The following is a 16,234-nucleotide window of genomic DNA, read 5'->3' on the forward strand; positions in this document are numbered from 1 at the left end:
CTATTGCCAGCTTGGGAACCGTGTGCCCTGGCGTTATCATTGTCACTCTACACAAATCGAAGACAAGAGCAAGCAGACCGGAAGGAAAGCCCCGCCATGTCGGAAACACCTCAGCCGCCGGCCCGAGACTGGTTGAAAATCGCCCAGATCACAGCCGTTCTGGTCCTGGTCCCGCTCGGGCTGATGGACTTTGCTCTCCGCTACCGCACCCCGGAAGTCGCCTTCGGCGTCACCATCGCTGCCGCCGTGCTGATGCTGCTGGCCGTCTGCCTGGCCATCGCCACCAAAGGCCGGGCCCGACTCTTCTGGATCAGCTTCCTGATTCTCTCGCTGGGAACGCGGTATCTGGATACGCCTGACCGCAAGATCTTCTACGAGATTCCGACCTACTCAACCCGCATCGCGGAAGCGGTCTGGCCGATGTATCAGACCGGAGAAGAGATCTCACACGAGGGACGGATTAACGGAGTTCCTTCCGATGCCGTCCTTCTCTACAGCCTCGATCGGAACCGATTGTCCCTGATAGTCGAGACACCAGCCGTCGAAAAGGGTTCGCCGCAGGTCACCACCGCCGACCAGGGGGAACACTTCGTTCGCCTGCAGATCTTCTCCAATAACGCCGGACTGGAAACCCTGCGAATCCTAATCCGCGAGTTCCTGATCCTGCTCGTGAGCGTGCCGGGAGCACTTGGAGTGTGCTGGCTCTCCGGCTTCAAAACGGCTTCCGCTGAAGAGGAATCGTTCAGCTGAGAGAGTTCCTCGCACAGAGCCGCGAAGCCACAAAGGATGTCAGGCGGACGGTTTGAGTAACTCTCTGCGTCTTTGCGGCTTTGCGTGAGCCTTCTTCCATCGGGGGCGTTCGATGCGGGGATTTCCGGCTTCCCGTCTCTTCAGTTCTCGCTGCCCATGCCGTAGAATCCCTGTTTGCTTCGGTTAAGCATCGTTCCGGATTCTTCGGAAATCTACAGGCAGTCAGCAGTTATGTTCGAAAAGATTACGCAGGGATTAGGCGACGCGCTCGGCAAAATGCAGCGCGGCCGAATCAATGAAGCCAACATTCGCGAAGCGATGCAGGAGGTCAAGTCGGCTCTCCTCGAAGCCGACGTCAGCTACGATGTTGTCGATGAATTCATGAAAACGGTCCTCGAGCAGTCGCTCGGGGAGAAGGTGCTCAAGTCGCTCAAACCGGGCGAGCAGATCATCGGGATCGTGCATCAGGAACTGATCAACCTGATGGGCCCGGTCGACCATTCGCTGCATCTGCGGAAGTCGGGCGTCAGCATCATCATGATGTGCGGTCTGCAGGGAAGCGGGAAAACGACGACCTGTGGTAAGCTCGCCAAGATGCTGCTGGCCGAAGGCCGCAAGCCGATGCTCGTCGCAGCCGACCTTCAGCGTCCGGCCGCTATCGAACAGCTGAAAACCGTTGGAGCCCAGGTCGGCGTCCCGGTGCATGCCGAAGATCCCAAGGGAACGAACCCGGTTCAGGTTTGCCAGAACGGGGTGAACGCGGCGAAGAAAACCGGCTCGGTCGATACGATCATTCTCGATACCGCCGGCCGTCTGCACGTTGACGACACTCTGATGAAAGAGCTCTCGCAGATCGACCGCAAGCTGGGGCCCGATCAGGTCCTGCTCGTGACCGACGCGATGACCGGTCAGGATGCCGTCCGCTCGGCCAAAGCGTTCAACGAAGCGCTCGAACTCGATGGCGTGATCCTGACCAAGCTCGACGGCGACACCCGCGGGGGAGCCGCGCTGAGCGTGAAACAGGTCACCGGCGTGCCGATCAAGTTCATCGGCGTCGGCGAACAGCTCGACAAGCTCGAAGTCTTCCACCCGGACCGAATGGCCGGCCGAATCCTCGGCATGGGGGATATCGTCTCGCTGGTCGAAAAGGCGCAAGCCGAGTTCGACAGCGACGAGATGGAGCGGCAACAGGAGAAAATGCTCAAGGGGAAATTCACCCTCGAGGATTTTCAGAAGCAGATGAAGCAGATTAAGAAGCTCGGCTCCATGGGCGAGATCATGAAGATGATCCCCGGCATGGGACAGATGGCCGAAGCAATGGCGGGCATGGACGGCATGAACCCGGACAAAGAGATCGGCAAGATGGAAGCCATGATCTCTTCGATGACCCAGGAAGAACGCCGCAATCCAAACCTCATCGACCGCAGCCGCCGCAACCGCATCGCCCGCGGCTGTGGAGCAGAGCCGTCGGATATCGGCAACCTGGTCAAGCAGTTCAACGACATGGCCGGGATGATGCAGAAGATGGCCGGCATGGGCGTCCGCGACAAAATGCGAGCCGTCCAGGAGCTCAGCAAGATGGGCATGGCCAACCCGGGGGGCCGCCTGACGGACGGCAAACTCCGCAGCAAACGCGGTCCGGCGGACGAGAAGAAACTGCAGCAGCAGAAAAAGGACAAGCGGAAACAGGCCCGGAAGTCGCGGAAGAAAAACCGGTAGTTTTCCCCGTTGCCAGCGTCGAATCACGCACAGACAAGAATGTCTGTGCCACCCTGACGGAGGGATCTCATTCCACAGGGCGGGGTGCCATGCCCACGCTCGCATGGGCATGCTTTTGCAAGTGACTCATAACGTAAGGGTCGCCCCGGTTGATTCAATCGGGGTGGCGAAGCCACAAGAGGTCTTAAGACGGACATCTTCGGGCTTCGAACTACTCCCTTGCACGACCTCTTACCGACTGCGTCGGCCCAGGTAGCGGAGCAACCGGGGCTACCCGAGACGTGTCGGCGTTCATTCAAACTTTTCATCAAACGGAATCACACGCAACGTGTCACACGACATCTATCAGAATCCTCTCAATACCCGTTACGCTTCCCGAGCCATGAGTGGCATCTGGTCGGCTCAGAAGAAGCATTCCACCTGGCGTCGCCTCTGGCTGGCGCTGGCTGAGGCTCAACAGGAACTCGGTCTCGAGATTTCCGATGCTCAGCTGACCGAACTGCGGGATCATCTCGATGACATCGACTTCGATCTCGCCGCCCGTTACGAGAAAGAGAAGCGGCACGATGTGATGGCTCACGTGCATACGTGGGGCGATCAGTGCCCGTCGGCTCGGCCGATCATTCACCTCGGAGCGACCAGCTGCTTCGTGACGGATAACTCCGAACTGATTCAGATCCGCGAAAGCCTGCTGCTCATCCGAAATCGGCTTGTTGCGGTCATCGATCAGCTGGCGAAGTTCGCCGAGCAGTATCGCGATCTGCCGTGCCTTGGCTTCACCCACCTGCAGCCGGCTCAGCCGATTACCGTCGGCAAGCGGGCGACGCTCTGGTGTTACGATCTCGTTCTCGATCTCGAAGAAATCGAGCATCGCCTCGAAACGCTGAAGATGCGGGGCATCAAAGGAACGACCGGAACACAGGCAACCTTCCTGCAGTTGTTCAAGGGGGATCACGCCAAGGTCGATGCACTCGATCGGCTCGTCTGCCAGAAGATGGGCTTCGATGCCTCCTACGCCGTGACCGGTCAGACGTATTCCCGCAAGATTGATTCGCAGGTGCTGTCGTCGCTGAGCGGGATTGCTCAGTCGGCTCACAAGGCCGGCTCGGATGTCCGGATTCTGCAGCATCGCAAGGAAGTCGAGGAACCGTTTGAGTCGACGCAGATCGGCTCCTCGGCCATGGCTTACAAGCGGAATCCGATGCGGTCGGAACGCATGTGTGCGCTGGCCCGGTTCGCGATGTCGATGCAGTCGAACGCCGATCAGACGATGGCCACACAGTGGATGGAACGGACGCTGGACGACTCGGCCAACCGCCGGCTGTCGCTGCCGCAGGCGTTTCTGTCGGTCGATGCCATTCTGATTCTGTATCGCAACATCTGCGACGGCATGGTTGTTTACCCCAAGGTCATCGAGAAGAACCTCAATGCGGAGCTGCCCTTCATGGCGACCGAAGAGATCCTCATGGCTGGTGTCGAAGTCGGCGGCGATCGCCAGGATCTGCACGAGAAGATCCGCGTCCACAGCCAGGACGCCTCCCGTGTGGTGAAAGAACAGGGACTGCCGAACGACCTGATCGAACGACTGTCGAAGGATGACGCCTTTTCGAAGATCGACCTGGCCGCGACGCTGGATGCCCGCCGTTACATCGGCCGTTCCCCGGAACAGGTCGACCAGTTCATCACTGCCCTGGTCGATCCGATCCGCGAGAAATACGCCTCGGAACTGGGTGGGGACGCCGAAGAGCTGAAGGTCTGATCGACCGAGCGACTCGGCCCCGAACCGGGGTGCCGGGTGCTACTGGCGTCTCGCCAGTGGATCAACTCGGATGGATCTTCGGTCATTGGAGGTTCGGGGGTGCCGCTTCTCTGCGTGATCACTCTCGAAGGAAAAGGCACTGGCGGGACGCCAGTGGCACACCGGGAATCACGTGGAACTTGGGTGCCATGCTCACATCGCGAAGCAGGGTGAGCATGCCGATCGAGCTGGACTTGGAGACTCGTGCTGAGGGAAGTGTCTTGAGCAGAGGCACTTCCCTCAACGTGTTCGAGGGGAGCCAACGGAAGTGCCGGGGCCGCCGATGTCTCATCCGAATGCAAAGAATGTGACTTCAATCTCTGAGGGCCGCGGATGGCGCTGCCTCTTGTCGCTGCCGCGACCCGCTCGCTGAGGCGGACGGGCCACCCGTCTTCAAGGAAGTCATCCTAACTCGGAACGTCAGTGAGGGCCCCACACCGCAACACGGCGCCAGGCGGGATGTAGAGTGCCATGTCGGGGCCGATATTGGGTGCCATGCCCACGCTCGCGTGGGCATGCCTGTGTTCGACGCTGGTATCTCAACACAACCAAAGACCGCAGACCCCGCATCCGGGCAGCGGGGACGCATTGTGCAGGGCTACGTCTGCCGGCTCTCCCAGCCTACGCCCTTCGTCTGCAAGGAAGTCATCCTAACCCGAAATGTCAGTGAGGGACACGTGCCAAACAGGGTGGTCAACTGCAGGGGCATGCTTGCCCTGTTGCGCGATGCGGGCAGGGCACCCGTGGTGCGGTGATGCGGTACGGATTCGCTGATTAGAGCAAATCGCTGAGGACGTGGGACTGGCGTTCGGAGATCTGGCGGATGCGGTCTTCGAGTTCTTCGGCCTGGTCGGGCTGGCCGGCTTTGCGGCAGACGTCGGCGGTGAGTTGCATCAGTTCGATGGCGAGAGGAGAGTCTTCGCCCAGTTCGGTGCTGCGGACGACCACGATTTTGCCGAGGCAGGCGGCGGCCTGATCAAACGATTCCGACTCCGCCAACAGACGGCCGAGCTGTTCCATCGTTTCAATCACGGCGGGATGATCCGGGTGATACTCTTCGCTCAACAGTTCGATGCGGCGTTCGAGCAGCGAAATTTCGCGGTGCGTATGCCCCACGGCTTTCGCATGGTCGAGAGCCTGCTCGACGAAGAAGTCTTCCATCATCGGTGGGAACTCAAGGGTCTTTTGCACCTGTTGAGCAGCGGCGAAGGCGAACCATGACGCCAGACGGGGTTTGTTGAGGCCGTCGTAAGCGTGCGAGAGGAGTTCATAAACTCGAAGCTGGATCAGTTCGGGGACCGAGCGGTAACCGCGGAGCAGCCGCAGGGCTTTTCGCATCAGCTGACGCACGAGCCTATACTGGCCCTGATCGCAGCAGAGCTGGCCCAGTCGGGTGAGGCCGTACGCCGTTGCCAGCGAGTCTTCGCCAAACGTGTTCTCATAGATCGAAAGTCCGCCGGCGGCAGTCTGCGTGCCGCGTTGTCCGCGATGCGTCGCCTGGAACAGATCGGCCAGATCGAAGACCGACTGAGCCATCAGCGGGTGATTCCGAACGAGTCGCTTGCGGAAGATCTGCATTGAAGTCTGCAGGTGAGTTTCCCGGTCGTTGGGGAGCGGGCTGATGTCGATACTTCGGGGAATGCGACCAATAAGCTGACTGAGCCGCCCTTCGTAGATACTGCCGACGAGATGATTGTCGTCGATCATTCCCGGCAGTCGCTTCAGTTCACTCTGAATGACGCTTTCCTTGCCAAGAATCACCGCAATATCGAGCCGCTGCAGATGCAGCTCGACCATCAGGCGTCCCGGCACCTGCTGATTGCGGGCATGGACGCGGGCGAGATGATTGATCTCGGCATCCGCGGAAAGGAATCGTCCCTGCTCCTTCAGAATTCGGCAGCGGAAAATCTGTCCTTTGATCCGTTCCACCGTATCGGGCTGATCGGCCGGAAACGAGGACAGATAAAGATCGATCTGGTCGGCCGCTGCGGAAAGTTCGCCGCATTCGACCTGAACCTGAGCGAGGTTGTATCGCGATTGCCGGACGAGCAGATTGTCTTCGGAGAACCGCTCCTGTCGCAACTGCAACGCTCGGGCATGATGCAGCCGGGCTTCCGGGAACTTGCACTGCAGCCGCAGCAGTTCCCCCAGGTTGTTGTGGAGCGTTGAGAGCGGAGCGGCGCAGGTCGATTCCGCTTTAAGATCGTAATCCCTGATCGCGCACTGCCAGACATGAATGGCATCGTCGATTCGATTCTCGGCCAGCAGAGCCGAGCCGAGATTGTTCAGCGTCCGAATCCGCATGCTCTGCGATTCGGTGGACTGATCGGCGATATACTTCAACAGTTGTCTGCTGATGAGTTTGACCGCGGGCCAGCGGCGGGTGTTGCCGAGCGCTTCGCTCAACTGCAACAGGTTCTGGAACCAGCGCGACAATTCGTCGGAATCGCGGTGCTGTTCGACGATCTGCTCGAGTTCGGTATTGAGTGTGCCGAGCGTCCATTCGAGGCTCAGATCATTGCCGCTCTTAATGGCGATCAGGAACAGATTGCCGACCGCCTCGAAGCGCTCCTGGAGACGCGACGCATCTGCAACAGGAATCTCAACGAGCAGGGACTGACAGGTTTCCCGCGCACGTTCGAACTTGCGATCAGCCAGGAGAAGCTGGACCTTCTGCGACAGCGGACCTTGCGGGATCGCCGTGAGAATCGGGTTCGCTACGTCGGATTGCATGTGAACTTAAACGCTGCTTGAGGCAAATCCATCCCCAGTCGCACGTGCGGCTGATCTGATCGCTGATTCTGACCCGGCTGCAGTCGGGGTGAAACATCAGCGCATCGGAGGCGGCTTTGAAGGCCCTTTGAAAGTCACCCTCCGATTATCCTGCGGTCCATTGTGAAGAACGGGCTGGGGAGACACAAGGAAATAATCGCTCATCTGCCCGCGCAAATGTATTCTGAGCTTCCAGCTCTTCTCAGCCTGCCGGGAGTGTCCAACTGGCGGCGTCACACGTCAAGAGCCCAGTCTGCCTGATCGTCATCGCCGTCTTTGGCTGGCCCTTCGCGTCGCGTGGAATCTGGATCGTCTTCGGTCTCGACCAGACCGAGTTCCTTGCGTTCGAGCTGAGACATCTTGTCGCGCATCTTCCGCAACTCCAACCCGCGTCGGTTCTCCATCAATTGCCAGAGCTGGTTCAAATCGCTGCGGAGATGATCGAGCTGGTACTCGTTGGGAATCTTCTCCTCAAGCGTTTCCACCTGTCGCGTCAACCGCCCGGCTTCCAGAGTCGTAATGACATCCAGCTTCCGCGTCTCGGCGATCTTCTTCTTCAGTTGCTGAGCCAGCGAGCGCAGTGACTCGGCATTATCGCGACGTCGTTCTTCGAGTTGATCGATCATTCGCTGTTTTTTCTCGGGCGTCCAGGCATCGAGCTTGAGGAGCATACGGGCCGAACGATAAGAGCCGGCTTCGATCTGTTGTTCGAAGGCGTCTTCCCAGGTCACCTGTCCCTGCTGAAGCACGAGCAAAATCTGCTGCTCCAGTGTGGACGGCGTCAGCTTACAGCGCCAGTCTTCTTCCAGCGTGATGCCGGGGATTTTGAGCAGGACACCGTTGAGCAGACATTGCGGATCCTGCTCGGCGATTCGCGGTTCTTCGGTCGGATGAAACAGCTGGCTGATCCGATCCATGCTCCGTCGACATGCCGTGAGCGCGGACCGGTGAGCATGGTGTCCATGCATCTTGTCGAGCTGCTGCATCTCCATGAAGACCGAGTTCTGCCGCCGCTCGATTTCATCCCGGAGCTCGTTGACTTCCTGAGGCACGAGTACGCTTTCGATCCCCGGATACGAAGCGGCCAGGACCAGCCAGTGCGACGCGAACTCGATCGCTTCCTGCACATGATTGTAAAGTTCCCGGCCGTCGACGGTGAGCGTTTCCTGTTCCGAGAGCACGACCCGGGTATTACCATCGATAAGGAGCACACTGTGAGAAAGCCGCCGAATCTCCGATTCCACAACACCGCTTTGATGCAGTTTATTCTCGATGATTGATTTAAGCAGCCGTGAGATATGTGCCTGAAGAATCTGACGAGCCCGCCATTCATCGATCGCTTTCGGCTGCCGCACGGTTGTTGGAGCATGCACGCTCCAGAATGCCCGCGAGAACAGCGGCGTACTGATGTGATACGGCAGGATCTCTTCGAAGGCCCGCGGTTTCCAGGCGACCACCTGGGCCCGAATCGCCCGGGCATTCGATTCGATCGAAGCGGCTCCGGGACGATAGAAATACTGATCGAGCCGAAGTCCATTGGAGCGTGAAGCAAACGAGGCGACTCGACTGCAGTAATTGTAGAAGTGCGTTTGCGAGGATTCGATCGTGAAACTGCGGAGCAGGTCGGTCGCGGCTCGGGAACCTGTTGTGACGGCTCCCCGAATGAGAGCCGCTCTCAGCAGGAATGCTTCCGGCGACGAAGCATTCCGCACCAGTTCCTGAGCCTCTTTCCGGTGAGCATCGGTCAGAAAATCGAACTCCCGTGCGATTCGACCTGAGGACAGTCGCACCCGGTCCCCCATAACGAGTATCGCGATCAACCACGGCGGTGGAGCCGGGATCGAGAGATCCTTGTCGACATTTCCGTACAGACAGTTCGAAACCTGATACGCCCAGGCATATTCGCCCAGCGTGATCAGTTCCCACGTGAGGCGACTGAGATAGGAAACGCGATCAAATCGGTTCTGAGCTGCAGCGGCCCGTTCCGCATGTTCAGTCACTTGGGAGAAATCGAGTTCCATCGATTCCAGTTCGAGCAACGGCGGCGGAGGGGCGGGCTCGGCTGGCTCTGAGGAGTATCTCAACTCCTCCTGAACGCTGGCCGAAAGCGCGCCACGAATCACATCGTCGCTCTTGTCCCGGGTGTGAGGAACTCGGTCGTCGAAATCGCCAAAGATCAGGGAGTCTTCAACGTCGTTCTCCTGCGCGGCGTCAGTTTCTTCTTCGTCGGCCTCTGTCGCAGTTTCCGACGACTGCTCCAGCTGGGCGAAGCCATTCTCAAGGTCGTGAGCGGTCAGGATCTTCTTTTCTTTGCCGCCCGAGTCGATGTCGTCGAAGATGAAATCGCTCTCTTCATCGTCGATCAGAGCGGAGCTTTCCTCCGAAACGGCAGCCGGCTCGATCGATGCCGTGGTCTCGTTCTCCACGACAACGGACTCAGGTTCGGAAGCCCGCGGCACGAGGGGAGCTTCACCGAAGTCGAAAAGTGCTTTGAAGGCATTCTCGGCATCGCTGTAGCGGTCGCGGATCGCTGGCATTTCCTCGGCCGGGAGCTCCGGTTGAGATTCCACAACTGTTGAGTCAGACGCCGGCTGCGATTTTAACAGTTCGATCCGATCGAAAAGGGGATGTGTCCCCGCGGCGAATTGAACGATCTCGTCGGACAGGGGAAGGGAGGGTTCCGTCAGTTCCGTTTCGAGACGCGACAGTTCCTGATCAAGCGACTCGGCATCGTCTCCCCGGTCTTGATAGTCTTCGAATTCGACCCGGACCTCCGCCAGTCGACTGCGGGCTGAGCGGAGCGTGTTCAAGGTGTCGGCGAAGGGACGGAGTTCGAGCCAGTTGGCGGAGGAAACCGCGTCGGTGGGAAGTCCGGCGGACTGAAATCCGTCCATGAGAGACGTCCGAACTGTCTGCTCCTGCGTCAGAAAAGACGTGATGGCGGACTGAAGTTCGTTGCAGCCGTCGAGCCGATCCTGCCGAAGAGTTTCAGCCTGAGACTGCAGCTGCTGCGCGAGAGTCTCGGCAGTTGACTGCAGGCGATCCAGATGTTCCGCTAACTCAGTTTTCATGACCCCTCGATCTGGTTCGATACGTTCCGACTGCGATGCCTCCGGAATGGCTGCCTCTGGGTTCCTGATGACGTGGATTCGATAATGGCTGACGGTCCAGCCGCTGCGTCACTACAGGTCGGAATCGATAGCCGTGTGAATGCTCTCTCCCTCAAGCAGTTCATGAGCGACATCTTCGGAACTCTTCGCGGCCGGTTTCGACTGTGGGGCTGCGGAAGTTTCGTTGAACTCGGCTCTCTCTTCCAAAGCCGACATCAACCGGTCGAAGACCGCGATCTGCACCTGTTCGGACTGAAACGAATTCACGACCGAAGCCATCCCCGGCAGATAGGACAGCAGAGTTTTGTATCTCGCACTGCTCATTTATCATTCTCCTTCAAACCAAGTCACGACATTTCGCCGTTGACTTCTCAATTGTTTCTCGGCCAATTAACGAGCACGTCCGCGAAGCACCGCGAGGGCCACGCTGCGTCCGAATGCTTCGGAGATCAGTCGCTGATTCTCGATCCAGCGATCATCCGAGAGTTCTTCAGGACGGTTCACCATCTCGAAGACGGCACGAAACGGAGACTCGGCGGCGTTCACCTGATCAACAGTGGCGCGGCGTTCTTCGCCGCTTCCGTTGGTCAGCTTGTCCATGTATTCATTCACGCGGTTCGACATCGCCTGAAAGGCTTCACGATCATTCTCATCGAACGACTTGACCAGTTGCAGTCGTTTCAGGCGATCGATTGCCTGCTGACGAACTTCGATCTGCTGACAGGCGTCGACAATATCTTCAATACGACCGGCATCGTGTTCAGCCGGGGCGAGCAGCGGATGTTCTTTCAATCGGGAGGACATCGAGTCCATCAGTTCCTGGACAGCTCGAATCTCATCGGCGACGAACTGCAACTCGACCGACTCTCCGCGTTTCAGGGACTCTGACGTCCGCGACATCGTGTCGGCGAGTTCCTGCATCCGCATTCGCAGCATCTCCGCCGACTTCGGAGTGACGTCCTGAGTGTAATTCATCTGCTGATACTCCTGGTGCGCGAATGAGTCTGATCCGCGGTCGAAATCTCTGAGGGAGCGATCTTCCTGGATGCCGTCCTCGTTTGAGCCATCAGCGACCCAGGGACGGGGATACGACATGAAACCGGACTCTGAGAATAAACCGGCGGTCTAACCAATGAAAATCGAATTCTGCCAACTTCGATCGAGGTCTGATAACAGATTCCTGATTTGACGGTCGTGCGAATTGAGTCGCTCGGAGGCCCTTGAACCTCAGGCATTTCACCGACGCGACTCCGACGACTCCCGACTCTTCCACAATACGGAAATCAGCCTCGATTTCCATGGCGAACTCTCCCCACTGCCCTTGCGAGGGACTGCGGACAGTCGTTCAGACGCGAATCAGGCACCGCCGGGCGTCCAGCAGCCAGGCCAGGCAGAGAGCCGCCAGCAGGGAACAGGCCATCCACGCGAGTGGTCCCTGGGCCACCGTCCAGCGACCGTTCGTGGCCAGTTCGACGATCGATCCAGCGTGCTTCATCAGTTCGGCGCCCACCCAGTTGGTGGCCAGTAGAGCCGCGAGGAACATAACCAGTGAATTGCGGCCGACTGCGCGAATGGGATAGAACAGACCGCCCGCCGGCAGCACGTCGCAAAGCAAATGACAGGCGGCGAACAGAATCAGACTGTATCCGCCGGCGATCAGAATCCAGGACGGGCTGAGAAGTCGTTCAATTGCGGGGCAGATCCACTGATCGGCTCCCACCCCCGCCAGGACGAGCCCTCCGCCTGCGATCGCGAAACAGACGGTTCGTGTGAGAGGCTTGAAATTGGGGAGGAACAGCAGCCAGCCGCAGAGGCTGCCGATCATCATCAACACCGTGGCGGGAATCATATTGAACGTGGTCCGTCCTGCTTCTCGATAACGGACGTCGGGCTGACCGGGGAATTGCGAGAGCAGTCCTCGATCCCACCGGTCGGCAATATTTCGTTGGAACGCCCAGCGATCCTCTCGCAAATCAGGAGCCGCGTCCTCGTCGACCAGGGCCGGTTGCAATTCAGGCGGATACTGAACGGGAGCGGAGAATTCGAACCACGCGTATTGCCCGAATAGCAGCCCGACCATGATCAACAACTGCCACCAGACGGGCCCGCGTGCGAGCAGGAACGTGGCCAGTCCGGCCAGGCCGATCAGCGACAGCGGATCGGTGAAGACCCAGCGGGTCGACGTCGACCCGATCGATTGCAGAAAGATGCCCATCGCCACGAGGACCAGAGTTCGCCAGAGGACGCGAGCGAACATTGAGATCGCCTTCCATTCCATGCGGGCCCGTCGTTTTCGCCAGCAGAACTGTGAAATCCCCGCAGCAAACAGGAACCCGCTCAGCAGGAAGTCGCGAACACGGATGACTCCACTTCCGTAGAGGCTTCGCCATTCGGACGGCTGGATGTTGAATATCATTCTCGCGTAACCGGGCAGATTGGCCTCAATCTCTTTGGCCGTCACGCCCTGATCAAGAGCCCGTTCGATGCTCGCCAGAAAAGCCAGGCCGATAACAATGGCGAGCAGCAATATTCCGCGGTAGAGATCGAGCGCCTGCCAGTGTTTCAGGTCCAGCATGGGGGAAGCCGGAAAGACGTCTGCCTGATCGGCGGAGGCGTCCCGTCGCGTGGAACGTCGCTGCAGCGCCGGCGCGATCTCTTCGGCTTCGGTCATTGGGTTGCGACCGGCGAGACGGTAGGTTTCTGGCTCTGACATCGGACTTCCAGGTAAATAAAAATCTGTGGATGCGTTGCAGAAGGGCGGTCCGGTACATTAAACAGGTAATACCGGGACGCGGTGCTCCGCCCGGTGCGAGAAATTAGGAACTGATCGCTCGACGTTCCATCCTCCACAGACGCTCACAACTCTCTTACTACATCAGGAGATCTCTACATGAGGCGACTTTACACGTTCGTCGGACTCTGCCTATTGTCCCTGGCGATTCCGTCGATGTCACGCGCCGACGTCGAACTGCCCAACGTTTTCACCGACCACATGGTGCTTCAGCGGAATCAGGAGAATCCGGTCTGGGGTTGGGATGAACCGGGAACCGAAGTTCAGGTTTCGATCGCCGGCCAGTCTCACTCGGCCAAAGCCGGGAAGGATGGTCGCTGGGAAGTGAAGCTCGATGCTCTTTCCGCCGGCGGACCCCACACACTGAAGGTGGCCGGGTCGAGTGAAGAAGAGATTAAGGATGTGCTTGTTGGCGAAGTCTGGGTCTGTTCCGGACAGTCCAACATGGCCTGGAACGTCGGTAGCGCCAACGATCCGGACCTCGAACAGCTCACCGCCAATTATCCGCAGATTCGTCTGCTGTCCGTACCGAATCGGGCATCGCAGGAGTCAGAAAAGAACTTTGATGGATCCTGGGTGGTCTGCTCGCCGGATACGGTGAAGGACTTCTCGGCCGTCGGCTACTTCTTCGGACGTCAGCTGCATCAGACTCTCGACGTGCCGATCGGCCTGATCGACAACGCCTGGGGCGGTTCGGCTGCAGAAGCCTGGATCCGTCGCGATGTGATCGAGAAGGACGAACGGTTCTCGGATCTGCTCGCCCAGTGGAAGCAGACGGAAGAGAATTACGATCACGAAGCAACCATGGCTCGCTTCCAGGAATCTCTCAACAAATGGGAAGAAGCGGCGAAGAAGGCCAAAGCGGATGGCAAGTCTCCGCCCAGCCGTCCTCGCAGTCCCCGCGATCCGCTGGCTGGCAATCATCGCCCGGGAAACCTCTACGGCGGTTGCCTGCATCCCATCGTGGGCTATGGCATCAAGGGAGCAATCTGGTATCAGGGAGAATCCAACGCGGGTCGCGCCTATCAGTACCGCGATCTGTTCCCGCTGATGATCGAGCACTGGCGGAACGTCTGGAATCAGGGCGACTTCTCGTTCTACTGGGTCTCTCTGGCCGATTACCGTCGCGAAACAGAAAGCCCGACCGACAGCTCCTGGGCGGAACTGCGCGAAGCTCAGACAATGACACTCGCTCTCCCGAACACTGGCGAGGCGATCATCACCGACCTGGGCGAAGCGGATGACATTCACCCCCGCAACAAACAGGATGTCGCGAAGCGCCTGGCCCGTCTGGCTCTGAAGCACGATTACGATTACGACATCGTCGCCGGCAGCCCGCGCTACGAGTCGCATGAGATTAACGACGGCAAGGTAACGGTCACCTTCACCAATGTCGGCACTCAGCTCGATACCTTCGACGTGCGAGAGCCGATTGGCTTCACCATTGCTGGCGAAGACCGTGTCTTTGTGCCAGCTGAGGCTAAGGTCGTGTCCGGCAACAAGATCGAAGTCTGGAGCAGCAATGTCCAGAAGCCGGTCGCCGTCCGCTACGCCTGGGCCGACAACCCGGTCTGCAACGTGCAGAACACGCTCGGCCAGCCGCTGACGCCGTTCCGCACCGACGACTGGGAAGGCATCACCGCTCAGGTTAAGAAATAACCGAGCCCAAACGAGTCATACGCAGGACCCGCCGCCGGCCTTCGGGCCGGCGGTTTCGTTTTGCGCGGAGAGTCGTTCCACCGGCTGGGCCACGTACAAGGGTGACGAAGTCAAAAGTGTTCGCGCCATAACCCGAAACGTCAGTGAGGGACCAGAACCCACAACTGTGAGGGACCCACACCGTAACACCGCACAAAGTACGATGTCGGGTGCCATGCCCACGCTCGCGTGGGCATGCCTGTCTTCGACGCTGTTATTCCCCACAAACGAAGACCAGAGAACCCGCATCCGGGCAGCGGGGACGCATTGTGCGGGCTACGCCCGTCGGCAATCCAGCCTGCAACTCTGGAATCAACGGACGGGCCACCCTTGGCAAGCAGGATCTCCCAACCCGAAACGTCAGTGAGGGACACCTGCCGAACAGGGCGGTCAACTCCAGAGACCCGCTCGCGGCGTCTGGGGAGTCAGTTCGGAAAACTGTTCGATATGCTGACGGGCTTCGTCCGAGACCGTTTTCGGGACGACGATTTTCACCACGATCATCTGATCGCCGCGGACTTTCGTTTTATTGTCCAGGATGCCTTTGCCTTTCAGTCGCAGCTTGGCTCCGCTCGAGGTGCCGGGCGGAATGGTGACCGTCACTTCGCCATCGCTGAGCGTGGGAACGTCGATCTTGGCACCGAGTACCGCTTCGCTCACGCTGACGGGAACGTCCAACGTGACATTCGCTCCTTCTCGACGGAAGTAGGGGTGCTCGGCCACATGAACACGCACGAGCAGGTCGCCCGCCGGGCCGCCCGAAACAGACGGTTCCCCCTGTCCGGCGAGTCGAATTGTGGCTCCATCGTGAATTCCCGGAGGAATCTTGACTTCGAGATGCTCGACTCGTCCACCCCGGTTAAGCCCCAGGTCGTATTTGCCTCCCTGAGCGGCCAGATGGAACGGAATCGTGACCTGCGATTGAACATCCCGACCTTTGCGGGGGCGAGCGGCCCGGGGATCGCCGCCACCTCCACCGAAGCCACCACCGAACAGGTCGCTGAAGTCGAATCCACCGCCGCGACCACCAAAAATCTGCTCGATATCGATCGGACCGGCACCGGCGTGCCGCGAGTAGCCGCCCCCCATGTTCTCGAAGGCGGAGCCGTACGTGTCGTACTTTTGCCGCTTTTCCTTATCGCCGAGAATATCGTAAGCGGTCTGGATCTCCTTGAACTTCTCGGCTGCGTTCTTGTCATCGGGCCGACGATCGGGATGGTATTCCCGCGCCAAACGGCGATACGCCTTCTTGATTTCCTCTTCGGAGGCTCCCCGTTCGACCCCGAGTGTCTTGTAATAGTCTTGGCTGGCCATGGTGACGCTAAAGCTGCTCTCACTGAAGGCTGAAGATTCATGCGATTGTTGTGTGGCAGGGGCGAATTTCGCGAAGCCGTCCTGCTCAGCTGAATTGTATCGCCCCTCAATCTGAGCGAAAGAGTCATTGACGAGCCACATTGTCTCCGGCGACCAACGAGACGCTCCCGGCGGGCGTCCGGATGCCGGAAATGCTCCGTGAACTCGCGTGTTAATCTGAGAGGAATAGTCAAGCTCTTCCGGATGTATGAGATCCTCCTGATGTAGTGATTCTCCGAATGT

At 59.0% G+C, this 16,234-nt stretch carries 10 protein-coding genes; 4 read left to right on the top strand and 6 right to left on the bottom strand.

The genetic code is table 11. From position 1 onward, the window contains the following. Positions 1–96: 96 nt before the first annotated feature. The 3 genes from L1A08_RS15875 (at position 97) to purB (ending at position 4,228) form a co-directional block, all read left to right on the top strand. A complete protein-coding gene (locus tag L1A08_RS15875) occupies positions 97–750 on the top strand; it encodes a hypothetical protein (protein WP_238757425.1) in 654 nt (217 codons plus the stop codon). Between the two features lie 231 nt (positions 751–981). After that, entirely contained in the window at positions 982–2,469 is a 1,488-nt protein-coding gene (gene ffh / locus L1A08_RS15880) for a signal recognition particle protein (RefSeq protein WP_238757426.1), read from the top strand. Positions 2,470–2,797: 328 nt separating this feature from the next. After that, positions 2,798–4,228 carry an adenylosuccinate lyase gene (purB, locus tag L1A08_RS15885; protein ID WP_238757427.1) on the top strand — a complete coding sequence of 477 codons (1,431 nt, stop codon included), beginning with the start codon at positions 2,798–2,800 and terminating at the stop codon, positions 4,226–4,228. 813 nt (positions 4,229–5,041) lie between these two features. Here the strand turns inward: purB and L1A08_RS15890 are convergent. The 5 genes from L1A08_RS15890 to L1A08_RS15910 all read right to left on the bottom strand — a co-directional run bounded on the left by L1A08_RS15890 (position 5,042) and on the right by L1A08_RS15910 (position 12,862). Beyond that, the gene (locus tag L1A08_RS15890) at positions 5,042–7,000 is read right to left on the bottom strand and encodes a tetratricopeptide repeat protein (protein ID WP_238757428.1); all 1,959 of its coding nucleotides are present in this window, start codon (positions 6,998–7,000) and stop codon (positions 5,042–5,044) included. 272 nt (positions 7,001–7,272) lie between these two features. Then, positions 7,273–10,110, bottom strand: coding sequence for a hypothetical protein (locus L1A08_RS15895; RefSeq protein WP_238757429.1), 2,838 nt, complete (start codon positions 10,108–10,110; stop codon positions 7,273–7,275). Between the two features lie 111 nt (positions 10,111–10,221). Further along, positions 10,222–10,473, bottom strand: coding sequence for a hypothetical protein (locus tag L1A08_RS15900; RefSeq protein ID WP_238757430.1), 252 nt, complete (start codon positions 10,471–10,473; stop codon positions 10,222–10,224). 66 nt (positions 10,474–10,539) lie between these two features. Beyond that, on the bottom strand, positions 10,540–11,124 hold the full coding sequence (locus tag L1A08_RS15905; RefSeq protein WP_238757431.1) for a hypothetical protein: 585 nt from the start codon (positions 11,122–11,124) through the stop codon (positions 10,540–10,542). Positions 11,125–11,494: 370 nt separating this feature from the next. Continuing rightward, positions 11,495–12,862, bottom strand: coding sequence for a heparan-alpha-glucosaminide N-acetyltransferase domain-containing protein (locus tag L1A08_RS15910; protein WP_238757432.1), 1,368 nt, complete (start codon positions 12,860–12,862; stop codon positions 11,495–11,497). A gap of 177 nt (positions 12,863–13,039) precedes the next feature. Between L1A08_RS15910 and L1A08_RS15915 the strand changes: the two genes are divergently transcribed. Beyond that, positions 13,040–14,599: a sialate O-acetylesterase gene (locus tag L1A08_RS15915; protein WP_238757433.1), complete on the top strand. Its 1,560-nt coding sequence runs from the start codon at positions 13,040–13,042 to the stop codon at positions 14,597–14,599. A gap of 429 nt (positions 14,600–15,028) precedes the next feature. On the opposite strand, the gene L1A08_RS15920 is transcribed toward L1A08_RS15915, so the two are convergent. After that, on the bottom strand, positions 15,029–15,952 hold the full coding sequence (locus L1A08_RS15920) for a DnaJ C-terminal domain-containing protein (RefSeq protein WP_238757434.1): 924 nt from the start codon (positions 15,950–15,952) through the stop codon (positions 15,029–15,031). Positions 15,953–16,234 lie beyond the last annotated feature (282 nt).

Origin of the sequence: Rubinisphaera margarita (genome assembly GCF_022267515.1) — a bacterium.
GTDB lineage: Bacteria > Planctomycetota > Planctomycetia > Planctomycetales > Planctomycetaceae > Rubinisphaera > Rubinisphaera margarita.

Bases quoted from the DNA above. Each gene is read 5' to 3' on its own strand.
- L1A08_RS15875 (WP_238757425.1), top strand. From the start codon at position 97: ATGTCGGAAACACCTCAGCCGCCGGCCCGAGACTGGTTGAAAATCGCC.
- ffh (WP_238757426.1), top strand. From the start codon at position 982: ATGTTCGAAAAGATTACGCAGGGATTAGGCGACGCGCTCGGCAAAATG.
- L1A08_RS15890 (WP_238757428.1), bottom strand. From the start codon at position 7,000: ATGCAATCCGACGTAGCGAACCCGATTCTCACGGCGATCCCGCAAGGT.
- L1A08_RS15895 (WP_238757429.1), bottom strand. From the start codon at position 10,110: ATGAAAACTGAGTTAGCGGAACATCTGGATCGCCTGCAGTCAACTGCC.
- L1A08_RS15900 (WP_238757430.1), bottom strand. From the start codon at position 10,473: ATGAGCAGTGCGAGATACAAAACTCTGCTGTCCTATCTGCCGGGGATG.
- L1A08_RS15905 (WP_238757431.1), bottom strand. From the start codon at position 11,124: ATGAATTACACTCAGGACGTCACTCCGAAGTCGGCGGAGATGCTGCGA.
- L1A08_RS15910 (WP_238757432.1), bottom strand. From the start codon at position 12,862: ATGTCAGAGCCAGAAACCTACCGTCTCGCCGGTCGCAACCCAATGACC.
- L1A08_RS15915 (WP_238757433.1), top strand. From the start codon at position 13,040: ATGAGGCGACTTTACACGTTCGTCGGACTCTGCCTATTGTCCCTGGCG.
- L1A08_RS15920 (WP_238757434.1), bottom strand. From the start codon at position 15,952: ATGGCCAGCCAAGACTATTACAAGACACTCGGGGTCGAACGGGGAGCC.